This is a genomic window from Plantibacter sp. Leaf1 (genome assembly GCF_001421315.1).
Lineage (GTDB): Bacteria > Actinomycetota > Actinomycetes > Actinomycetales > Microbacteriaceae > Plantibacter.
On the sequence record NZ_LMJX01000002.1, the window covers coordinates 1,122,838 to 1,143,848 of the forward strand.

The 21,011-nt window shown below is 70.9% G+C and carries 18 protein-coding genes and 1 riboswitch; of the genes, 9 read left to right on the forward strand and 9 right to left on the reverse strand.

The genetic code is table 11. The features are described from left to right. Positions 1 to 63: 63 nt before the first annotated feature. The gene (locus ASE44_RS07525; RefSeq protein WP_056778622.1) at positions 64 to 876 is read right to left on the reverse strand and encodes a DeoR/GlpR family DNA-binding transcription regulator; all 813 of its coding nucleotides are present in this window, start codon (positions 874 to 876) and stop codon (positions 64 to 66) included. An 83-nt stretch (positions 877 to 959) separates the two neighbouring features. Between ASE44_RS07525 and galT the strand changes: the two genes are divergently transcribed. After that, positions 960 to 2,111: a galactose-1-phosphate uridylyltransferase gene (gene galT, locus ASE44_RS07530; RefSeq protein WP_056007881.1), complete on the forward strand. Its 1,152-nt coding sequence runs from the start codon at positions 960 to 962 to the stop codon at positions 2,109 to 2,111. Next, entirely contained in the window at positions 2,108 to 3,268 is a 1,161-nt protein-coding gene (galK, locus tag ASE44_RS07535; protein WP_056778624.1) for a galactokinase, read from the forward strand. Before galT ends, galK begins: the two co-directional genes overlap by 4 nt. 68 nt (positions 3,269 to 3,336) lie before the next feature. Here galK and ASE44_RS07540 read toward each other — a convergent pair whose 3' ends face one another. After that, positions 3,337 to 4,215: a bifunctional methylenetetrahydrofolate dehydrogenase/methenyltetrahydrofolate cyclohydrolase gene (locus ASE44_RS07540; protein WP_056778626.1), complete on the reverse strand. Its 879-nt coding sequence runs from the start codon at positions 4,213 to 4,215 to the stop codon at positions 3,337 to 3,339. A gap of 11 nt (positions 4,216 to 4,226) precedes the next feature. Next, complete coding sequence (glyA, locus tag ASE44_RS07545; RefSeq protein WP_056007889.1) at positions 4,227 to 5,498, reverse strand: serine hydroxymethyltransferase; 1,272 nt, start codon at positions 5,496 to 5,498, stop codon at positions 4,227 to 4,229. Positions 5,499 to 5,540: 42 nt separating this feature from the next. Next, positions 5,541 to 5,658: riboswitch (ZMP/ZTP riboswitch) on the reverse strand. 166 nt (positions 5,659 to 5,824) lie between these two features. Between glyA and ASE44_RS07550 the strand changes: the two genes are divergently transcribed. Together ASE44_RS07550 and ASE44_RS07555 are read left to right on the forward strand one after the other, a co-directional pair. After that, positions 5,825 to 7,342, forward strand: a complete 1,518-nt coding sequence (locus ASE44_RS07550) for a family 20 glycosylhydrolase (RefSeq protein WP_056778628.1) — start codon at positions 5,825 to 5,827, stop codon at positions 7,340 to 7,342. Between the two features lie 402 nt (positions 7,343 to 7,744). Then, positions 7,745 to 9,997: a sigma-70 family RNA polymerase sigma factor gene (locus ASE44_RS07555; RefSeq protein WP_162235741.1), complete on the forward strand. Its 2,253-nt coding sequence runs from the start codon at positions 7,745 to 7,747 to the stop codon at positions 9,995 to 9,997. A gap of 16 nt (positions 9,998 to 10,013) precedes the next feature. On the opposite strand, the gene ASE44_RS07560 is transcribed toward ASE44_RS07555, so the two are convergent. Further along, the gene (locus ASE44_RS07560) at positions 10,014 to 11,240 is read right to left on the reverse strand and encodes an MFS transporter (RefSeq protein WP_056007896.1); all 1,227 of its coding nucleotides are present in this window, start codon (positions 11,238 to 11,240) and stop codon (positions 10,014 to 10,016) included. 184 nt (positions 11,241 to 11,424) lie between these two features. On the opposite strand from ASE44_RS07560, the gene ASE44_RS07565 reads away from it, so the two are divergent. Genes ASE44_RS07565 through ASE44_RS07585 form a run of 5 tightly spaced genes read left to right on the forward strand, consistent with a single transcriptional unit; the run spans position 11,425 to position 15,647 of the window. Continuing rightward, entirely contained in the window at positions 11,425 to 11,817 is a 393-nt protein-coding gene (locus tag ASE44_RS07565; protein ID WP_056778631.1) for a MerR family transcriptional regulator, read from the forward strand. Positions 11,818 to 11,844: 27 nt separating this feature from the next. Further along, positions 11,845 to 12,741, forward strand: a complete 897-nt coding sequence (gene purU, locus ASE44_RS07570) for a formyltetrahydrofolate deformylase (RefSeq protein WP_056778634.1) — start codon at positions 11,845 to 11,847, stop codon at positions 12,739 to 12,741. Between the two features lie 40 nt (positions 12,742 to 12,781). Further along, positions 12,782 to 13,138: a YrdB family protein gene (locus ASE44_RS07575; protein ID WP_235522567.1), complete on the forward strand. Its 357-nt coding sequence runs from the start codon at positions 12,782 to 12,784 to the stop codon at positions 13,136 to 13,138. Next, entirely contained in the window at positions 13,135 to 14,289 is a 1,155-nt protein-coding gene (gene nagA / locus ASE44_RS07580) for an N-acetylglucosamine-6-phosphate deacetylase (RefSeq protein WP_056778640.1), read from the forward strand. Before ASE44_RS07575 ends, nagA begins: the two co-directional genes overlap by 4 nt. Continuing rightward, positions 14,286 to 15,647, forward strand: coding sequence for an FAD-binding oxidoreductase (locus tag ASE44_RS07585; RefSeq protein ID WP_056778643.1), 1,362 nt, complete (start codon positions 14,286 to 14,288; stop codon positions 15,645 to 15,647). Before nagA ends, ASE44_RS07585 begins: the two co-directional genes overlap by 4 nt. Before the next feature lie 110 nt (positions 15,648 to 15,757). Here ASE44_RS07585 and ASE44_RS07590 read toward each other — a convergent pair whose 3' ends face one another. The 5 genes from ASE44_RS07590 to ASE44_RS07610 form a co-directional block, all read right to left on the reverse strand. After that, positions 15,758 to 16,912: a mannitol-1-phosphate 5-dehydrogenase gene (locus ASE44_RS07590; RefSeq protein WP_056778645.1), complete on the reverse strand. Its 1,155-nt coding sequence runs from the start codon at positions 16,910 to 16,912 to the stop codon at positions 15,758 to 15,760. After that, a complete protein-coding gene (locus tag ASE44_RS18930) occupies positions 16,912 to 17,346 on the reverse strand; it encodes a PTS sugar transporter subunit IIA (protein ID WP_056007920.1) in 435 nt (144 codons plus the stop codon). Before ASE44_RS18930 ends, ASE44_RS07590 begins: the two co-directional genes overlap by 1 nt. 117 nt (positions 17,347 to 17,463) lie before the next feature. Then, positions 17,464 to 19,050, reverse strand: coding sequence for a PTS mannitol transporter subunit IICB (locus ASE44_RS07600; protein ID WP_056007923.1), 1,587 nt, complete (start codon positions 19,048 to 19,050; stop codon positions 17,464 to 17,466). Next, the gene (ptsP, locus tag ASE44_RS07605) at positions 19,047 to 20,744 is read right to left on the reverse strand and encodes a phosphoenolpyruvate--protein phosphotransferase (RefSeq protein WP_082455891.1); all 1,698 of its coding nucleotides are present in this window, start codon (positions 20,742 to 20,744) and stop codon (positions 19,047 to 19,049) included. The genes ASE44_RS07600 and ptsP overlap by 4 nt, the downstream gene beginning before the upstream one ends. Beyond that, on the reverse strand, positions 20,731 to 21,006 hold the full coding sequence (locus tag ASE44_RS07610; RefSeq protein ID WP_056778648.1) for an HPr family phosphocarrier protein: 276 nt from the start codon (positions 21,004 to 21,006) through the stop codon (positions 20,731 to 20,733). The genes ptsP and ASE44_RS07610 overlap by 14 nt, the downstream gene beginning before the upstream one ends. Positions 21,007 to 21,011: the final 5 nt, after the last annotated feature.

Here is a 21,011-nt window from a genome sequence, read left to right on the forward strand (position 1 = left end):
GACCATGGTGCCGCATCGGGTCGTCCGTGCGCGAGGATCGGTGATCCGGAACCGCTCGGCGCGTCAGTCCCCGAGTGGCACCAGGGTGACCGGCAGCCCGGCCTCCCTGAGGCTCGCCACGATCTCGGGCGAGGCACCGTCGTCGGTCAACAGGGCGTCGAAGGCGTCGAGTCCGGCGATCCGGCCGAGCTGTCGCACCCCGAGCTTCGAAGCGTCGGCGACCACGACCACGCGTTCGGCCGCGCGGACCATCCTGGCCTTCACCTCGGCTTCGGGCAGGTTGACGTTGGTGACGCCATGCTCGGCGTCGACCCCGTTGCACCCGATGAAGGCGAAGTCGGCGTGCACCTGCCCGAGCAACGACCCGGCGAGGGGGTCGACGAGCGAATGCTGGAGTGGCCGCAGCGATCCGCCGGTCACGATCACCGAGAACCTCGGTATCTCCGACTCGAGCTCGAGGGCGATGGTCAGGCCGTTGGTGATCACGACGAGGTCGGAGAGGTCCCGTCGCGCCTTGAGTGCTCGGGCGAGGGCGAGACCGGTGCTGCCGACGTCGACGATCACGCTCTGTCCGGAGCGCACCATCGCCGCGGCGGCCTCACCGATGCGCTGCTTCGCGTGCGCCGAGGTCGCGGTCGCGAGTTCGATGGGCGACTCGACGGCTCCACGGCCCAACACCGGCATCGCGCCACCGTGCACACGGACGGCGTCGCCCTGGTCGACGAGGGTGTCGAGGTCGGTCCGTGCGGTCACCCGGGAGACACCGAAGTCCTCGGAGATGTCGGCCACGCGGACGAAACCGCGCTCGTCCAGGAGCTCACGGATGCGGTCGCGGCGCAGCGGCGCAGGCAGCTGGATCGGCTCATCGACGGACATGCTTGAATCTTCGCCGACTTGCCTATACTTTTCAAGACGAAACGTTGCACGTTTCCGTTCGACAACCCGTTCAGAGGATCCCCATGCCCCAACTCGACGACAGCTTCGTCATCGACCCGGCGATCGCGAGCAGCACCCAGCGCCTCGCCGACGGCCGCGAACTCATCTACTTCGACGACGTCGACACGACGTTGCCCGCGGAACGGCTGCCGGACACCCGCGACCTCGCGGCACGCCCCCCGACCGCGTCCATGCGCCAGGATCCGCTGACCGGCGAATGGATCTCGATCGCCGCGGCACGCCAGAACCGCGTGATGCTGCCGCCCGCCAACCTCGACCCGCTCGCCCCCGCGAGCCCGTCGAACCCCTCCGAGATCCCCGATCAGTACGACGTCGCGGTCTTCGAGAACAAGTCGCCGTCCTTCGGCCCGCTCCTCGAGGACGAGAACGCCCCCGTCGACCTCGCCGACCTCGCGACCATCGGCATCGGGCGGACCCGCACCTCGGTCGGCCGCTGCGAGGTCGTGAGCTTCAGCCCGTCGAGCACCGGCTCCTTCGGCTCCCTCTCCCGCACCCGTGCACGCACGGTGATCGAGGCCTGGGCGCGCCGCACGCACGCGCTGTCGCAGATCGACTCGATCCAGCAGGTGTTCCCGTTCGAGAACCGCGGTGAGCAGATCGGCGTCACCCTCCTCCACCCGCACGGCCAGATCTACTCCTACCCGTACGTGACGCCGCGTACCCAGCGGCTCATCGCAGCGAGCGAGGCGTACGGCCCCGGCCTCTTCGCCGACATCCTCGCGTCGGAGCAGGCCGACGAGCGCGTCGTCCTCGCGGGCGAGCACTGGACGGCCTTCGTCCCCTTCGCCGCCCGCTGGCCCGTCGAGGTGCACCTCATGCCGCACCGGCACGTCCCGGACTTCGCCGCCACCTCCCTCGCGGAGCGCGACGAACTCGCCGTCCTCTACCTGCGGCTGCTCCGCGGCGTCGACGCCCTCTACGACACCCCGACCCCGTACATCGCCGCCTGGCATCAGGCACCCACGCGCGTCCACCGCGACGAGCTCCGACTCCACCTGCAGCTCACCTCGCCGCGCCGTGGCGCCGACCGCCTGAAGTACCTGGCCGGCTCCGAAGCCGCCATGGGTGCGTGGATCGGCGACGTGCCTCCCGAGTCCACCGCCACCGCCCTGCGCGCCGCGATCGCCGCAGCCGACGAGGAGAACCCCGTATGACCGACCTCCAGCAGACCGCCACGAGCGGATTCGAGCGCACCTTCGGCAGCGAACCGAACGGCCTCTGGTCGGCGCCCGGCCGGGTGAACATCATCGGCGAGCACACCGACTACAACGACGGCTTCGTGTTCCCGATGGCGATCGACCGCCGCACGGTCGCGGCCGTCCGCCGACGCGACGACGACCGCATCAGGGTGTCCAGCAGCTTCTCGCCCGAGGTCGTCGAGGCCTCCCTGCGCACGCTCGACCCCGACGCGCTGCAGGGCTGGTCGGCCTACCCGCTCGGCGTCGTGTGGGCGCTCGGGCAGTTCGGCGCGCCCCTTGCGGAGTTGTCCGGCGTCGACATCTACCTCGACTCCGACGTCCCGGTCGGAGCGGGCCTCTCCTCCTCCGCGGCGATCGAAGCGTCGGTCGCCGTCGCCCTCGACGAGATCTGGCACCTGGACCACGACCGCAAGACGCTCGCGAAGATCTGTCAGCTCGCGGAGAACCGCGCCGTCGGAGCACCGACGGGCATCATGGACCAGTCGGCGTCCCTGCTCGGTCGTCCGGACTGCGGGGTCTTCCTCGACTGCCGCTCGCTCGAGACCGACGTCATCCCCCTCGGCTTCGACGAACACGACCTCGAACTGCTGGTCATCGACACGCGCGTGGAGCACGCCCACGTCTCCGGCGGCTACGCGGCGCGACGGGCGTCCTGCGAGGCCGGAGCGGCGGCCCTCGGCGCCGACTCGCTCCGCGACGTCACGGTCGGCGACCTCGATCGAGCCCGCGAGCTCCTCGACGACGAGACGTTCCGCCGCGTCCGCCACGTCGTCACCGAGAACCAGCGCGTGCTCGACACCGTCCGCACACTGCGCGAGCACGGTCCGACCGCGATCGGCGAGCTGCTCGTCGCCTCGCACGCCTCCATGCGCGACGACTTCGAGATCTCGGTCCCCGAGCTCGACCTCGCCGTCGAGACGGCCATGGCGGCCGGCGCGATCGGTTCGCGGATGACGGGTGGCGGCTTCGGCGGCGCGGCGATCGCGCTCGTCCCGGTGGCGCTCGCTGCGACCGTGTCCGAGGCGGTCTCGGCCGCGTTCGCCGAGGCGTCGTTCACGGCCCCGACGATCTTCGCCGTGCGACCCGCGGCCGGCGCGACCCGCGAGGTCTGAGCCCCGACGACGACGGCCCGGTCCCACCAGCGCGAGCTGACGGGACCGGGCCGTTCCAATGCGGAGCGCTACTCGGCGGGCGTCGCCATGCGGACCACGTTCGCGAGGAGACCCACGCGGGTCATCGGTCCGACCCCGCCGGGGTTCGGGCTCATCCACGAGGCGACCTCGGCGACGTCCGGTGCGACGTCGCCGACGACGCGGGACTTGCCCGTCTCCGGGTCGGTCTCGCGGCTCACGCCGACGTCGAGGACGATGACGCCCGGCTTGACGGCGTCGCGCGTGACGATGCCGGGGACACCGGCTGCCGCGACGATGACGTCGGCCGTGCGCAGGATGTCGTCGAGACCGACGGTGCCGGTGTGGGTCAACGTCACGGTGGCGTTGACGTCACGGCGCGTCAGCAGCGGGCCGATGGCCCGACCGACGGTGACCCCGCGGCCCACGACGACCACGTGCTTCCCCGCCCAGCTGAGCCCGTGTCGCTCGACCAGCTCGACGACACCCTTCGGCGTGCACGGCAGCGGGGTGTGGATCGGCCGGTTGACGTTGAGCACGAGCCGCCCGAGGTTCGTCGGGTGGAGCCCGTCGGCGTCCTTCTCGGGATCGATGCGCTCGAGGATCGCATCGGTGTCGATGTGCTTCGGCAACGGCAGCTGCACGATGTAGCCCGTGCAGCTCTCGTCGGCGTTGAGCTCGTCGATGACGGCCTCGAGCTCCTCCTGGGACACCGTCTCCGGCAGGTCGCGACGGATGGACTCCATGCCCACCTCGGCGCAGTCGCGGTGCTTCCCGGCGACATACCACTGCGAACCCGGGTCGGAACCGACGAGGACGGTTCCGAGGCCGACCGAGATGCCGCGCTCCTTGAGCGCGGCCACCTCGATCGCGATCTCGGACTTGATGACGGAGGCCGTGGCCTTGCCGTCGAGGATCTGTGCGGTCATGCTCCGGGGCCCTACTGCTGGAGGCCGGCGTAGAGCGGGAAACGCTCGGCGAGCGCCGTGACGCGCTCGCGGAGCGCACCGGACTCGGCACCGTTGCGGAGCGCGAGGGCGATGATGTCGGCGACCTCGGCGAACTCGGCGTCGCCGAAGCCACGCGTCGCGAGCGCCGGCGTGCCGATCCGGAGCCCCGAGGTGACCATCGGCGGCCGCGGGTCGAACGGCACCGAGTTGCGGTTGACCGTGATGCCGACCTCGTGGAGGAGGTCTTCGGCCTGCTGCCCGTCGAGTTCCGAGGTCCGGAGGTCGGCGAGCACCATGTGCACGTCGGTGCCACCGGTGAGGACGTCGATGCCGGCGGCCTTCGACGCGTCGGTGGTGAGCGCCTCGGCGAGGAGCTTGGCGCCACGGAGCGTGCGCTCCTGACGGTCCTTGAACTCGGCCGTCGCGGCGAGCTTGAACGCCGTGGCCTTCGCGGCGATGACGTGCATGAGCGGCCCACCCTGCTGGCCGGGGAACACGTTCGAGTTGAGCTTCTTGGCGAGTTCCATGTCGCGGCTGACGATGAAGCCGGAGCGCGGTCCGCCGATCGTCTTGTGCACGGTCGAGGAGACGACGTCGGCGAACGGCACGGGCGAGGGGTGCACGCCTGCGGCGACGAGTCCGGCGAAGTGCGCCATGTCCACCCAGAGCTTCGCGCCGACCTCGTCGGCGATCGCACGGAAGGCGGCGAAGTCGAGCTGACGCGGGTAGGCGGACCACCCGGCGATGATGACCTGCGGCTTGTGCTCGAGCGCCTTGTCGCGCACGACGTCCATGTCGACGAGGAAGGTCTCGGGGTCGACGCCGTACGAGACGGCGTTGTAGAGCTTGCCCGAGAAGTTGAGCTTCATGCCGTGGGTGAGGTGGCCACCGTGGGCCAGCTCGAGCCCGAGGATGGTGTCGCCCGGGGTGGCGATGGCCGAGAGCACCGCGGCGTTCGCGGTCGCTCCCGAGTGGGGCTGGACGTTCGCGTACGCGGCACCGAAGAGGCTCTTGGCGCGCTCGATCGCGAGGGACTCGGCGATGTCGACGAACTCGCATCCGCCGTAGTACCGGCGGCCGGGGTAGCCCTCCGCGTACTTGTTCGTCAGCACGCTGCCCTGCGACTGCAGGACCGAGACGGGCACGAAGTTCTCGCTCGCGATCATCTCAAGGGTGTTGCGCTGGCGGCCGAGCTCCTGCTCGAGGACCGCGGCGATCTCGGGATCGACCTCGGAGAGTGGCGCGTTGAAGGTGTCGGACAAGACTGGCTCCCTTTTGTGACAGAACGGATGTCGGTGATGTGCCGTTTCGGCCCAGGCGTGCGGCCGAATCCGCCCTTGTCTTCAAGGTGCAGGGTCGCTCCCCGATGGTGAACCATCTGAGGCGGAGCGGGCTCCGTCTATACGCCAGTTGCGACTGCTAGCAGCATAGCAACGGGACGGCTGTCGCGCACCGTCCCGGACCGGGTCCCGACGCCGCTCCCGCACCCTCCGCACGGGCTGTGACAGGATGGTCCGAGCTGTGTTCATCGTCCGAACAAACCCGCTCGGACGGATCCGCACGCCCGCCGGCCAGCGAAGGAACCACCATGAGTCTGCTCCCCCGCCCCCGCTCGCAGCGCTCGGATCCGTCCGCCGAACCGTTCGTGCTCGAGTCGGGGACCAGGGTGATCACCAGCCCCGAAGCCGCCACGCCGGCCCGGCTGCTGGCCGAGGCGCTGCGGACGTCGACGGGGTACGCGATCCCGGTCGACACGGTCGCGGCGGACGAGCGCGGTGCGGATCACCTCGCGGCCGGCGGGTGTCCTGCGATCACCCTCAGCATCGACGAACGGCTCACTCCGACACCTGAGGCCTATCGACTGACGGTGACGGCGGAGGGCGTCGACCTGGTCGGTTCCGACGCGGCGGGCGTCCTCCATGCCACACAGACCCTCCGCCAGTTGCTCCCGCCCGCCACCTGGGCGCCGCAGGCCAGCGCGCAGGTGTGGGAAGTGGCCGCCGTCGTCGTCGACGATGCGCCGCGCTTCGCCTACCGCGGCGTCATGCTCGACGTCGCACGGCACTTCTTCACGGTCGCGCAGGTGCAGCGGTTCATCGACCAGCTGGCGAGTCTCAAGCTCAACCACCTGCACCTGCACCTCAGCGACGACCAGGGCTGGCGGCTCGAGATCGCCGGCTGGCCGAAGCTGACCGGCATCGGGGCGGCGACGGCCGTGGGCGGTGGCGAGGGCGGCTTCTACACCGCCGCGGACTACCGCGCCATCGTCGACTACGCCGCCGACCGCGCGATCACGATCGTCCCGGAGATCGACGTGCCCGGCCACACCAACGCGGCCCTCGCGGCCTACCCCGAGCTCAATGCGGACGGGGTCGCGCGCGAGCCCTACACCGGCACCGAGGTCGGCTTCTCGAGTCTCGCCATCCGTTCCGAGACCACGTACGCGTTCCTCGAGGACGTCTTCGGCCAGCTCGCGGCGCTCACACCGGGACCGTACCTCCACCTCGGCGGCGACGAGGCGCTCGCGACCCCGGAGGCCGACTTCCGCTGGTTCGCCCGACGGGTGTCCGAGCTGGTCGCCGCCACCGGCAAGACCGCCGTCGCCTGGCATGAGTTCGGCGCATCCGGCGAGCTCGCGCCGGGCACCGTCGGCCAGTACTGGAACTACGTCGCACCCGAACCGGGTCACGCCGAGCAGCTGCGGTCGTTCGTGCGACAGGGCGGGCGGGTGATCATGTCGCCGGCCGACGCCGCCTACCTCGACATGCAGTACCCCGACGACGACTCGGCCGGACTCACCTGGGCGGACGGCCCGACGAGTGTGGAACGCTCGGCGGCCTGGGAACCGACCGACGTCGTCGCGGGCGTCGGCGAGGAGGACATCCTCGGTGTGGAGGCGCCGCTCTGGACCGAGACCGTGGGCGACGTCGAGACACTGGAGTTCCTGGTGTTCCCGCGCATCGCCTCGATCGCCGAGATCGGTTGGTCCGAGCGTCGCGCCGCCGACTGGCCCGACTTCCGGGATCGTCTGGCGGAGATCGCCCGCGGCTGGTCGGCATCGGGGATCGCGTTCCACCGCTCGCCCGAGGTCGACTGGCTCAGCTGAACGGATCGGATGAACGGAAGGTGGCCGGGAGTGGCGCTCGCCCCCGAGCACCACTCCCGGCCGATCGACGGGTTCGCACGATGGCGCCCCCTCCCGTCGAGATCTGCAGCGGTTCGGGTCCGCCGCCCGATGCGCACCGGCCGCGGCACGCATCGTGGCCGTCCGAGGACGACCCGGCCGAGCCCCCGAGGTCGGGAACCCTGCCGTTCACCCTGAGAGAGCGACCCGGCAGCACTTCATGACGCGGGTTCCCGACCCGATCCGTGGATGAGGTCCGTCCGGGACGGTCGCACCGCCGCTCCCCCGTGCGAAGATGAGGATTCCGCGTCATGATCCCGCCCCACCCGACTCTCTCGGGCGGGCATGGTGCCCGGCAGTGCGCAGCATGCAGACGGAGGCATCATGAGCGTGGACCTGACCCCGGCGGTGCCGCTCGCCGAGCGCTCCGACGCGGAGCTGATCGACGGCACGCGCGCGGGCTCGCAGGACGCGTACGGCGAGCTGTGGCGCAGGCACGCGAACGCCGGGCGGACGGTCGCGCGGTCGATCACCTCGAGCCTCGACCCGGACGACCTCGTCTCGGAGTCGTTCGCCCGCATCTATCAGGCGGTCGGTCGCGGGAAGGGCCCGACGGGCGCGTTCCGCCCCTACCTGTTCACCACCATCCGGAACACCGCGGCAGCGTGGGGTCGCTCGCGCCGGGAGACCTCACTCGACACCCTCGACTCGTTCGAGGACCCCGACACGAACGAGGCCTCGTCGATGGAGGCCCTCGACCGCAGTCTGAGTGCTCGGGCGTTCCGGAGCCTGCCCACGCGCTGGCAGGAGGTCCTCTGGTACACGGAGATCGAGGGCATGACGCCCGCCGAAGTGGCGCCCTTGCTCGGCATGAAGCCCAACTCGGTGTCCGCGCTCGCCTACCGGGCTCGTGAGGGGTTGCGGGAGGCCTGGATCCAAGCGCACCTGCAGGCCGTCGACGACGACTCCGAGCACGCCTTCACCGTCAGCCGACTCGGCTCCTACGCGCGCGGCAACCTGAGCGCCCGCGACACGGCGAAGGTCGAAGCACACCTCGACGCGTGTCAGCGGTGCACGATCGTCGCCGCTGAGGCGAAGGACGTCGGGTCCCGCATGGCGCTCGTCCTCCTCCCCCTGGTGGCCGGGGCCGCCGGAGCTACCGGCTACCTGGCCTGGTTGCAGACGGACGGACCGGCGTCGACGGCGGTCGTCGCGATGCCGGCGACGGTCACGGGCGGGGCTGCCCTGACCGCGCACCTCGGTGGCCATGCCGCGTCCGGTGCCGCAGCCGGCGGATCCGGTGGGGCCGGGGTCGCCGCCGGGGGTACCGTCGGGGCGGCCACGGCCGCCGGCACGGCAGGCCTCTCGGGCGGACTCGTCGCGGCGATCGGAGTGGGGGTCGTCGCGGCCGTCACTGCCGCAGCCCTCGTCCTCAGCCCGCTCGTGTTCCCATCCGCCGACCCGGGCACCTCGGTGGCCGCCGGCGAGACCGTGGATCCGCCTGCTGCAGCACCGAACGCACCGTCGTCCACCGGCCCGACCACGCCGGCCACCCCGCTCCCCATGCCGCAGCCGACACCGGACCAGGATGAGACGACCGATCCGACGCCGACGCCCGTGCCGGCGATCCCGGCGACGCCACCGGCGACCACGCCGCCGACTGCTCCCCCGACCGGCTCCGTCGACCCGACCGACCCCGTCGACCCGACCGATCCCGTCGATCCGGTGGGCCACACCGAGCCCGTGCCGCCGACGATGCTCGCGGATTCCGGCGGAGGGTTCCTCTGGCCATCGTTCACCGGCACCGGAGCACCCGGCGCCACCATCGACATCCTGGAGGGTGACACGGTCCTCGCCTCGACGACCGTCGCGGCCTCGGAGACGCAACGGGCGACCGAGAGCGGCTGGTCGATCGGGCCGGTCGACCTCGGGCGCACCGGGACGTTCGTGCTGACCGTCCGACAGACCCTCGGCGACGTCGTGACCGTCGGGGCGGAGCCGGTCACGGTGACTGTGGCCGGTCCCGATGTCACGGGTCTCCTCGACCTCCGCGTGCTGCGTGTCCTCGAACTGGGGGCGTCGCTCGTCGTCGTCGGCGCTCCGAACGGCTCCATCGGCTACACCGTCGATGGTGGCGACGAGCAACGCGTCACGCTCGACGCCGCGGGTCGGGCGGTGCTCTCCGGAGACGCGGTCGCGATCGGGCTCCACGAGCTGAGCGTCTGGGGAGCCGACCCCGCCGATCCGTCCCGGCGAGGTCCGTCGGTCTCGGTCGACTACCTCTCGATCGCAGGACTCCTGACGACGGACGTCGCCCTCGCCCTGGACGCCGCTCCGCTGGACGCCGCCCAGCTGTCGGCCGTGGCAGCATCCGCCGCCGATCCCGCATCGCCGGCGACCCCGGTTCCGGCAGCGACCGATCCGGCACTCCCCGCTGCGCCCGACGCAGCGCCCACCGCAGAGACCACGGCGGATCCGGCAGCGACGGACACCACCGCGGCGCCTGGGGGAAGCACGGCTCAGGAGCCGACGGAGGCGACGCCGGGTCCGGAGGCCGCCCCGGCCGAGTCGGGCATCGCCGTCGAGCCGCCGTCGGACGACCCTCCCACAGCGACGGACACGCCGACCGCGCCCTGACGCCCGCGCCGGGTGATCAGACGGTGACGCGCTTGCGGGTGCGGAGCACGTCCGCGGCCAGGAGCGAGGTCGCGACCACCGCCAGCACGACGTAGACCCAGGGCAGCACGCCGAGTCCGACCTCGGCGAGGAGCAGTGCGCCGAGCGCGGATCCCCCACCGATACCCGTGTTGAACGCCGTCGTGTAGAACGCGTTCGCCGTGTCACGGATGCGCGGGCTCGCGGCATGCAGGAGTCGGGTCTGCATGAGCGGCGGCAACATCCCGAACGCCGTGCCCCAGAGGAAGAACGCGACGAGCGCGCCGGGCAGCCAGTCCGTCGAGAGGGTGAGGGCGCTCACCATGGCCGCTGACACCGTCAGCGCGACGAAGAGTCCTGTCGTCGCCCGCTTCGCGAAGACGCTGCCGGTGAGGATCAGGCCGATCGCACCCGCGACACCGTAGACGAGGAGGAGGAGACTCAGCTGGCCCGACGGGACACCCACCTCGCCGATGAGGAAGGGGGCGATGTAGGTGTAGAACGCGTAGTGTCCGGCCATGATCACGCCGACGGCGATGCACACGATCGCGACGGGGACGACGCTCGGATCGCGACCCGTGGCACCGGCGGAAGCCGCATGCGACTCCTCCCGTCCGACGGGCGGCAGTTTCCACCAGACCACGAGGGCACCGAGGAGCATCGCCACGGCCAGGACGCCGAATGCGAGCCGCCAACCGAGGGCGTGCCCGAGCGCCGTGCTGAGCGGGACGCCGAGGACGAAGGCGAGCGTGCCACCGGCGATCGTCACGGACACGGCCCGGGCGAGCTGCTCCTTGGGCACGAGGTGGCCCGCGTAGGCACCGACGACCGCCCAGAAGACGCCGTGGGCCAGTCCGCCGAGGACACGCGTCGCCACGAGGAGCTCGTAGTTCGGCGCCAGCGCGCCGAGGCCGGTGCTGACACCGAGGACGGCGATGACGGCGACGAGCAGCGCGTGCCGTGGGACGCGCTTGGTCAGATGGATGAGGGCGGCACTCGACAGCACGACCGTGAACGCGAACACGCTCACGAGGAGTCCGATCTGGGACTCGGTGACGCCGAGCGACGTGCTCATCTCCGGGAGGAGCCCGGTCGGGATCATCTCCCCGGTGACCGAGAGGAAGGTCCCGGCCGCGAGCGCGATCAATCCCACCCACGGGAACGGGGGCGAGGTCGGCTTGGTCGGTTCGGCGGGGCGCGCCGAGGAGGGAGGAGAGGAGGTCATCGGATCGCTCCAACGATGGCGTTCACCCGTCGGCCGACACGGCGGACGAGTTCGTCTACGCGCTGATGTGCGCGCCCAGGGCCGACCGACATCCGGCGACCGCGGACGAGTCTACCCGAGGCCGGGAATGCGACGGCCTCGGTCCGACGTTGCACGTGAGGTGAAGGTGACAGAGAGGCCGCACATGCGCATCGCAGAACTCGCTGAACGGACGGGCGTCCCGGCGTCCCGGCTCCACTCCTACGAGCAGGAGGGCCTGCTGGCCCCGGTGCGGGCCCCGCACGCGCTCGACGAGTACGGGCCGTCCGCGGTCGACCACGTGATCACGGTCGACAACCTGGTCGACGCGGGTCTCACGACCCGACTCGTCCGCGTGGTCCTCGACCTCGACGACACCCGTGCCTCGCGGCCTGTGGCGGACTGCTCACGGGCGACCGCCGAATCCCTCAGGACGCAGATCGCCTCGATCGACGACCGCATCGACTGCCTGCAGCGCAGCCGCGAGACCGTCCGGTCCTACCTGCGGCAGTCCTCGCACGCCGACCTCGTGGACGAGCGGTCCGTCCCGGCGGCCTGAGCCTCCCCCGGCCGGTACCCTGGGGCGGTGACGAACTCGACCGACCCCACCGCCGCGCCCGCCGCTCCGCACGAGCGCTCCGTCCACTGGGTCCTCTCCATCATCTGCGAGGACCGCCCGGGCATCGTGCACGCCATCAGCGGCGCGATCGTCGAGGCCGACGGGAACATCACCGAGAGCCAGCAGTTCTCGAGCGACGACACCGGGCGGTTCTTCATGCGCCTGCAGGTCGAAGCGGCGGTCACCAGGGACCGGTTCGAGGCGGCCATCGCCCCGGTCGTCGAGCGTTACGAGCTCGACTGGCGACTCGATGTGGTCGGGCGACCGCTGCGGACGCTCGTCCTGGCGTCGACGGCCGCGCACTGCGTCAACGACCTCCTGTTCCGCCAGCGCGCCGGCCAGCTCCCCGTCGAGATCCCGCTCGTCCTCAGCAACCACGGCTCGCTCCGCGACCTCGCCTCGTTCTACGGCGTGCCGTTCGAGTCGCTGCCCGTCACGGACGCCGCTTCCAAGGCGGCGTTCGAGGCCCGGGTCATCGCCGCGGTCGAGGAGTACGACATCGAGCTCGTCGTCCTCGCCCGGTACATGCAGATCCTCTCCCCCGAGCTGTGCGAACGCCTCGCCGGGCGCGCCATCAACATCCACCACTCGTTCCTCCCCGGGTTCAAGGGCGCGAACCCGTACAAGCAGGCGCACGCCCGCGGGGTCAAGCTCATCGGGGCGACCGCCCACTTCGTGACGAGCGACCTCGACGAGGGGCCGATCATCGAGCAGAACGTCGTCCGCGTGGACCACTCGCGTTCGCCGGCGGAACTCGTCGCGATCGGGCAGGACGAGGAGAGCCGCACCCTGACGCAGGCGGTGAAGTGGTTCGCCGAGGACCGCGTCCTGCTCGACGGGGCACGGACCATCATCTTCCGCTGAGGCGGGCCGGGACTCCCACCACGCGCCGTAGAATCGTGTGGTGTCTGAACGAACTCCCGCCGACGTGAAGATCGGCCCCACCGAGATCCTGCGCTTCTTCCTCGACCTCTTCGCCTTCTTCTCGCTCGGGTTCTGGGGCGTCGCGGTCTGGCCGTTCCCCCTCAACGTCGTCGTCGGCATCGCCGCACCGGTGGTTGCGATCATCCTGTGGGCGCTGTTCCTGTCGCCCCGCGCGGTCATCCGGATCGACCTCTACGGCCAAGCCGTCGTGGAACTCCTCATCTTCGCCGCGGCGGCCCTTGCGTGGCTGCACCTCGGGCAGCCGATCATCGCGGCGGTCTTCGCCATCGTCGCCGTCGCCAGCGGCGTCATCCGCGGACGGAAGCAGCTCGCATGACCGACCTCCTGATCCACTCGGCCACCAAGGTCGACGTCGACGGCCAGATCGACGCCTTCTGGTTGCACGCGGTCGACGGGGTCATCCGCGCGACCGGGTCCGGCGACGACTGGCGGTCGCTGTCCCTCGGCGCCGATGCCCTCGTGCACGATGCCGACGGGCACCATCTGACGCCCGGGTTCATCGACCTCCACGTGCACGGAGGTGGTGGGGCGTCGTTCGACGACGGTCGCGACGCCATCGAGCGCGCCCTCGCCGTCCACCGCGCGCACGGCACGACCCGATCGCTCATCAGCCTGGTGTCCAACCCGGTCGACGCCCTCGTCGCGAGTCTCGACGGCATCGCCGACCTCGTCGCCGCGGACCCCCTGGTGCTCGGCGCCCACCTCGAGGGGCCGTTCCTGTCCCCGGTCAAGAAGGGCGCACACGACCCCACCGCCCTCATCGACCCGAGCCCGGCCATCGTCGAGCGGCTCATCGATGCGAGCCGCGGCACCCTGCGCCAGATCACGATCGCCCCGGAGCTGCCGAACGCGCTCGAAGCGATCCAGGTGCTCGTCGAGGCCGGTGTCATCGTCGCCGTCGGGCACACGGACGCCGACGAGGCGCTGACGAAGACGGCCTTCGACCTCGGTGCACGTCTCGTCACCCACGTGTTCAACGCGATGAACGGGATCCACCACCGCGCGCCTGGGCCGATCATCGCCTCCTTCGCCGACGAGCGGGTGACGGTCGAACTCATCCTCGACGGTGAACACGTGCACCCCGACGTGGCCAAGCTCGCGTTCGAGCAGGCTCCAGGCCGCGTCGCCCTCATCACCGACGCGATGGCGGCGGCCGGGTCCTCCGACGGCCGCTACCTCCTCGGCGCCCTCGAGGTCCAGGTGACGGACGGCCTCGCGAGGCTCGTCGAAGGCGACTCGATCGCCGGCTCCACCCTGACCCTCGACCGCGCGCTCCGCCTGGCGATCGGAAGTGGGATCCCCGCCGCGGAGGCCGTCGGAGCCCTCACCAGCACCCCCGCCCGCGTCCTGGGCCTCGGCGAGCGCTTCGGACGCCTGGCCGTGGGATACGCCGCGGACGCGGTCCTCCTCGACCACCGCTGGTCGGTCCAGGCGGTCTGGGCCGACGGAACCGCCCTGCCGCGATGACCACGCCGAACGTCCTCGACGCCCTCCGCGACGCCCTCGGCGACGCGGTGTCGACGACGGATGCCGACCTCGCGGCGGCGCGAACCGACAAGTCCGGGCACGTGTCGGACGCCGCGCCCATCGCCGTGGTCTCCGCGCGGTCCATCGAGGACGTCCAGGCCGTCATGCGGATCGCGACGGCGACCGGGACACCGGTCGTGACCCGGGGCGCGGGCACGGGACTCGCCGGCGGCGCACTCGGCGGAGCGGGCGAGATCGTGCTGTCGACCCTCGGGATGACGCGGATCCACGAGATCAACGAACCCGACCTGCTCGCCGTGGTCGACCCCGGCGTGATCAACGGCGCCTTCAACGACCTCCTGCTCGCCCGTGGGCTCTGGTTCGCCCCCGACCCTGCGAGCCGGGCGATCTCGACCGTGGGCGGCAACATCGCCACCGGCGCCGGCGGCCTCCTGTGTGCGAAGTACGGGGTGACCCGGGACGCCGTCCTGGCGCTCAAGGTCGTCTTGGCCGACGGCCGACTCATCAGCGTCGGTCACCGGAGCATCAAGGGCGTGACCGGGCTCGACCTCACGAGCCTCATGGTCGGATCCGAGGGCGTCCTCGGCGTCATCGTCGAGGCGACCGTCCGCATCAGGCGGATCACCCCCGGTACCGTCGCGACGATCGCCGCGTACTTCCCGGACGTCGTCACCGCTGCCGGTGCCACGGCGGCCGTCACCGCGGCGGGCATCCAGCCGTCCATCATGGAACTGCTCGACCCCGTCGCACTCGTCGCCGTCCACCGGTACCTGCAGCTCCCGACGCCGAGCAGCGGCGAAGCGCACGTGGTCATCCAGACCGACGGACCGAGCGCCGAGCTCGAAGCAGCGGCCGTCCTCGAGGTGTTGCGTGCCGCCGGTGGCCGCGCCGAGATGTCGACCGACCACGCGACCGGCGAGCACCTGCTCGCCGTCCGTCGAGCCCTGCACCCCTCACTGGAGTGGTTCGGCACCCCGCTCATCGAAGACGTCTCCGTGCCCCGCAGCCAGCTGGCGGCGATGTTCGCCGAGATCGGCGACATCGAGCGCCGCTACGGGATCACCATCCCGACGGTCGCGCACGCCGGCGACGGCAACCTCCACCCGAACTTCGTCTTCGAGGGCACCGAGGTACCGGACCACATCTGGCAGGCGGCCGAGGAGCTGTTCACCGCCGCGCTCCGTCTCGGCGGGACGCTGACGGGTGAGCACGGGATCGGACTGCTCAAGAAACGCTGGCTGGGCGACGAACTCGGCGCCGATCAGCTCGGACTCCAGCACGGGATCAAGCGGCTCTTCGATCCGCAGAACCTGTTGAACCCCGGCAAGGTGTTCTGAGCGTCAGCCCTTCGACAGGCCCAGGGACCACCCTTCGACAGGCTCAGGGACCACGACAGGCCCAGGGTCCGGAGATGTCCGTTCCCTGAGCCTGTCGACGGGTTGCCCGGCTAGGAGAGCGTCGCCTGCCGAGCGGTGACCTGCGCGAGCACCGCCGGAGCCAGCGGGTGCTCGGGCGCGAGCCCCGTGACCTCCTCGACGAACGCCTCGGCAGCCAGGTCGTGCAGCTTGGCCTGCAGCTCGACGCTCTGCTCGTCGTCACTCACGTCGAACTCCAGTGCAGCTCCGATGGCAGCGACGAGGGCATCGTGACCCATCCCGCGCTCGGCGAGCTCGGCGGCGGGTCCGATGAACCGCTCGGTCCGGCTCAGCTTGCGCAGCGGCTGGCGACCGACGCGCTCGACGGTGTCGGGCAGGTGCACATTGGCGAACCGACGCAGGATCGTCTCGCGGTACTCGCGCTGCGCGTCGACATCGAGGCCGTGCTTCGCCACGAGCAGGGCGGAGGTCTCCTCGAGCACCGCACCGACGGCCGCCGCGATGGACGGCTCGGCGAGCGCCTCGGCGATCGTCCCGATACCGGCACGCGCGCCGAAGTAGGCGACGGAGGCGTGACCGGTGTTCACCGTGAACAGCTTGCGCTCGATGTACGGGGCCAGCTCCTCGACGAAGTGCGCGCCGGGGATCGACGGGAGGGAACCGTTGAAGGCCGGGGTCTCGATGGCCCACTCGTAGAAGGTCTCGACGGTGACGTCGATGCCCTGCCCGGCGGGCTGGCCGGGGACGATGCGGTCGACGGCCGTGTTCGCGAACACGGCACGGCCCGCCAGCGACTCCCAGGCGGTGTCGCCGACTGCCCGCCGCACCTCTGCGGCGAGCAGGTCGGTCGCGTTGATGGCGTTCTCGCAGGCCATGACGGCCAGCGGTGCCGCGTCCGACGGACGGGCGGCGATGCCGCGGGCGATGACCGGCGCGACGAACCGCAGGATGGTCGGGCCGACGGCGGTGGTCACCACGTCGGCGGCGGCGATCTCCGCGACGAGTGCCTCCTCGTCGGTCGCGCTGTTGATGGCGCGGAACCCGGTGACGACCGTGTCCTTCGCGCCGTCGCCCACCTCGTGGACCGTGTAGCTGTCGGCCGCGGCGATGGCCCCGATGAGCTCCGCGTTGACGTCCGCGAAGACCACCTCGTAGCCGCCCTCGTGGAGGAGGAGGCCGACGAACCCGCGTCCGATGTTCCCGGCGCCGAAGTGGACGGCCCGCATCACTCGTTGACCTCGCTCAGGAGTGCGTAGAGCTCCTCCGCGGTCTCAGCGGCGAGCAGCTTGGCGACCTCGTCGTCCTCGGAGAAGATGATGGCGATCTTGGAGAGGATCTCCATGTGGCCACCGTCCTTGCCGGCGATGCCGACGACGAAGCGCACCTCTTCGCCGTCCCAGTCGATGGGGGTCTCGTAGCGGGTGAAGGAGAGGGCGGAATCGCGGACCGCCTCCTTCGCGTCGTTCGTGCCGTGCGGGATCGCGAGGAGGTTGCCCATGTAGGTCGACACCGACTGCTCACGCGCGAGCATGGCCTCGAAGTACTCGTCGGTGACCGCTCCCGCCGCCTCGAGGGCGTCGGCCGCGCGTCGGATGGCCTCCTCCTGCGTCACCGTCCCGGTGACGATGGTGATGCGGTCCTGGGTCAGTACCTGCGACATGGCTTCCTCTGCATTCCTCGTGGAGGGCTCCGCCTGAGCGGCAGGGAGCCCGGTGAAGGGTGGTGGGTGTGGCCCGGGGTGCACGCCCTTCGCGCGCACCCCGGGATCGTTCCGTTGCTAGTGTGCTCCCTCTCCGCGGAGCAACTCCACCACCTCGTCGTACTTCGGGGAGTTCATGAAGTTGTCCACCGACATGTGGACGGCGCTCGGCGTCTTCTCCTTCGCGCGATCCGTGAGCTCCCGCTGGGTGATCACGAGGTCGACGTCGTCGGCGAGGTTCGCGATCGCCTTGTTCGTGACGGTGATCTCGTCGATGCCGGCCTTCTTGATCTTGTTGCGGAGCACCGAGGCGCCCATGGCACTGGACCCCATACCGGCGTCGCACGCGAAGACGATGTTGCGGATCGGACCACGCTCGAGGGTGGTGACGACGCCCTCGTCGACGACGTCGGCACCGGCGGCGGCGCTCCCGGCCGAGAGGTTGCCGAGCACGCTGGACTTCTTGCCCTTCGCGGCCTCGGTGGCTGCGACGGCGGCCGAGAGGTCACCGGCGTTCTCGTTCTCCAGGTCGCGCTTGCGGCTCGCCCGGAGGATGATCGCGGAGATCGCGAACGACACGGCTGCCGCGACGATGACCGAGAGGATCACGCCGATGTAGCTGTCGGGAGCCGTCTGGATGAGCACGGCGATGATGCTGCCCGGCGAGGCCGGGGCACGCAGACCCGTGTTGAACGCGACGTTCGTCGCCACACCGGCCATACCGCCACCGATCGCCGCGAAGACGAGCATCGGCTTCATGAGCACGTACGGGAAGTAGATCTCGTGGATGCCGCCGAAGAACTGGATGATGACCGCGCCGGGAGCCGAGGCCTTCGCGAGACCGATGCCGAAGAAGCAGAAGGCGAGCAGGATGCCGAGGCCCGGGCCGGGGTTCGCCTCGAGGAGGAACAGGACCGACTTGCCGGTCTCCTCGGACTGCTGGACGCCGAGCGGGGTCAGCACACCGTGGTTGATCGCGTTGTTCAGGAAGAGGATCTTGCCGGGCTCGATGAAGATGCTCGCGATCGGCAGGAGCGAGTTGGCGACGAGCCAGTCGACGACGCCCTCGAGGAAGCTGCTGAGCGCGGTGACGATCGGCGCGATGCCGTAGAACCCGCCGATGGCGAGGAGCGCGCCGAGGATACCGGCGGAGAAGTTGTTCACGAGCATCTCGAAGCCGGCCTTGATCTTGCCGTCCCAGAGGCGGTCCGCCTGCTTCATGAGCCATGCGGCGAGCGGGCCCATGATCATCGCGCCGATGAACATCGGGATCGCGCTGCCGACGATGACGCCCATGGTCGCGATGGAGGCGACGACGCCACCACGCTCACCGTAGATCATCCGGCCACCGGTGTTCGCGATGAGCAACGGGAGCAGGTAGGTGATCATCGGGCTGACGAGGCCGACGTACTGCGGGAAGGTCGTGCCGTCGTCGGCCTGCGCGAGTGCCGTCGCGGCACCCTGCCACCCGATGACGTCGGCGTTGCCGAAGCCGCCGAGCACGCCGTTCGGGAGCCAGCCGGTGGCGATGAAGAACGCGGTGATGAGGCCCCAGGCGATGAAGGCCGCGATGTTCGGCATGACCATGCCGGAGAGGAAGGTGCCGAATCGCTGAACGCCGACTCGTGCACCTCCCGGCTTCTTGGGAGTAGACGTCGTTGTCATGATGATGTTGCCTCTTTCATTTCGGGAGTGGTCGCGGCGGTGGCCGCTGCCCTGGCCTCGGCGGCGCCGTCGGTGGCCAGTGCTGCTGCTGCGATGCGTCGGGCGTCGTCGAGCGTGTACTGCTGGAGGGAGTGCCGGACGTCGGCGAGCGCCGACGGCGACATGGACAGGGTGGTGGCGCCGAGTCCGACGAGGACGACGGCGAGGAGCGGGTCGGCGGCTGCTTCGCCACAGATGCCGACGGGCTTGCCGTGATGCCGGCCGGCTTCGCCGACGAGCTGCACGAGACGGAGGACCGCCGGGTGCCACGGGTCCTGAAACGCACCGACGGAGCCGAGCAGGCGGTCCGCGGCGAGGGTGTACTGCGTGAGGTCGTTCGTCCCGATCGACGCGAACCCGGCATGGGCGAGGACGCGGTCGGCGAGGAGTGCACTCGACGGCACCTCCACCATGACGCCCGGCGTCTTGAGGCCGTACTCGGCGGCGATCGCCATGAAGTACTTCGTCTCCTCGACGGTCGACACCATCGGCGCCATGACCCAGAGGTCCGCGTCGGTCGCCGCGTCAGCCTGGGCGAGTGCGGTGAGCTGCTCGCGCAGGATGTCCTCGCTCGCCCGGAGCGCGCGGAGTCCGCGGAGCCCGAGCGCCGGGTTGTCCTCGTGCGCGTCGTTCAGGAACGCCAGCGGCTTGTCGGCACCGGCGTCGAGCACCCGGACGACGACCTTCTTGCCGGGGAAGGCGCGCAGCAGCTTCTCGTAGTGTGCACGCTGCTGTTCGACGGTCGGCGCGAGCGCCTGGTCGAGGAAGAGGAACTCGGTCCGGAAGAGGCCGACGCCCTCGGCACCGAGCTCCGCTGCGGCGTCGGCGTGTTCGGCCGACCCGAGGTTCGCGAGGAGCGGCACGGAAGTGCCGTCGGCGAGCGCGCCGGGGATGGCCGGGGCGTTGACCAGGGCGAGCCGGTCGGCGATGCGCTGCTCCGTCTCGGCCACCAACTCGGGCGTGGGGTCGACGGTGACCGCGCCGGTCGCCGCGTCGACGACGAGCGTCGTGCCGTCGGTGAGGTCTGCGGCGCCGACGACGCCCACGATGGCGACGATCGACTTCTCGCGGGCGAGGATCGCCGTGTGCGAGGTCGGGCCTCCGTCGCTCGTGACGAGTCCGAGCACCAGGTCGAGGTCGAGCAGGGCGGTGTCGGCCGGCGCGAGGTCGCGGGCGACGAGGATGAAGGGGTGACCGGGCGAGGGGACGCCGGGCGCCGGAACCCCCATGAGGTCCGCGATGACCCGCTGCGACACGTCGTCGAGGTCGGCGGCGCGCTCGCCGAGGTACCCGCCCATCGCCGCGAGCTGGTCGCGGAACGACGCGAACGCGGCGTAGACGGCCCATTCCGCGGTCTTGCCGTCGGCCAGGCGGGTGGCGATCTCCTCGGCCAGCGTCGGGTCCTCGGCCATCATGGCCTGCGCCTCGAGCACGTCGCGTGCGGCACCACCGGCGGCTGCACCGCGGGCTTCGAGCTCGCGGGCGACGGCGGCGAGGGAGGTGTTCGCGCGCTCGGTCTCGGTCGCGAGGTCGAGGGTGCTGGCGACGTCCGCCGGCGCCGGGAGCGGATCGGCCATCCGGGCGATCGGGCCGACGGCGACCCCCTGGCCGATGCCGATGCCCTGGAGCGCGCCCACCGGACTACTGCTCGTCATGGTCGGTCACCAGGAGCTCGGAGAGGGTGTCGAGGGTGCCCTCGGCTGCTGCGCCTTCGCCCTCGACGGACAGGGTCACGTAGTCGCCGTGTTCGACGGCGAGGGCGATGACGCCGAGGATGCTCGCCGCGTTGACGGCCTTGCCACTGCCCTTGGCGATGGTCACCGGGACCCCGGATTCCTTCGCAGCCTGCGTGAACAGCTTCGCGGGCCTGGCGTGCAGGCCGTGCGACGAGCCGATGCGGACGGTTCGAGTTGCCATGGGGG

What these genes read in the sequence shown, in the direction of transcription:
- ASE44_RS07525 (WP_056778622.1), bottom strand. Translation starts at nt 876, where the DNA reads ATGTCCGTCGATGAGCCGATCCAGCTGCCTGCGCCGCTGCGCCGCGAC.
- ASE44_RS07560 (WP_056007896.1), bottom strand. Translation starts at nt 11,240, where the DNA reads ATGACCTCCTCTCCTCCCTCCTCGGCGCGCCCCGCCGAACCGACCAAG.
- ASE44_RS07540 (WP_056778626.1), bottom strand. Translation starts at nt 4,215, where the DNA reads ATGACCGCACAGATCCTCGACGGCAAGGCCACGGCCTCCGTCATCAAG.
- ASE44_RS07565 (WP_056778631.1), top strand. Translation starts at nt 11,425, where the DNA reads ATGCGCATCGCAGAACTCGCTGAACGGACGGGCGTCCCGGCGTCCCGG.
- ASE44_RS07555 (WP_162235741.1), top strand. Translation starts at nt 7,745, where the DNA reads ATGAGCGTGGACCTGACCCCGGCGGTGCCGCTCGCCGAGCGCTCCGAC.
- nagA (WP_056778640.1), top strand. Translation starts at nt 13,135, where the DNA reads ATGACCGACCTCCTGATCCACTCGGCCACCAAGGTCGACGTCGACGGC.
- ASE44_RS07550 (WP_056778628.1), top strand. Translation starts at nt 5,825, where the DNA reads ATGAGTCTGCTCCCCCGCCCCCGCTCGCAGCGCTCGGATCCGTCCGCC.
- galK (WP_056778624.1), top strand. Translation starts at nt 2,108, where the DNA reads ATGACCGACCTCCAGCAGACCGCCACGAGCGGATTCGAGCGCACCTTC.
- ASE44_RS07610 (WP_056778648.1), bottom strand. Translation starts at nt 21,006, where the DNA reads ATGGCAACTCGAACCGTCCGCATCGGCTCGTCGCACGGCCTGCACGCC.
- ptsP (WP_082455891.1), bottom strand. Translation starts at nt 20,744, where the DNA reads ATGACGAGCAGTAGTCCGGTGGGCGCGCTCCAGGGCATCGGCATCGGC.
- ASE44_RS07600 (WP_056007923.1), bottom strand. Translation starts at nt 19,050, where the DNA reads ATGACAACGACGTCTACTCCCAAGAAGCCGGGAGGTGCACGAGTCGGC.
- ASE44_RS07590 (WP_056778645.1), bottom strand. Translation starts at nt 16,912, where the DNA reads ATGCGGGCCGTCCACTTCGGCGCCGGGAACATCGGACGCGGGTTCGTC.
- ASE44_RS18930 (WP_056007920.1), bottom strand. Translation starts at nt 17,346, where the DNA reads ATGTCGCAGGTACTGACCCAGGACCGCATCACCATCGTCACCGGGACG.
- ASE44_RS07585 (WP_056778643.1), top strand. Translation starts at nt 14,286, where the DNA reads ATGACCACGCCGAACGTCCTCGACGCCCTCCGCGACGCCCTCGGCGAC.
- galT (WP_056007881.1), top strand. Translation starts at nt 960, where the DNA reads ATGCCCCAACTCGACGACAGCTTCGTCATCGACCCGGCGATCGCGAGC.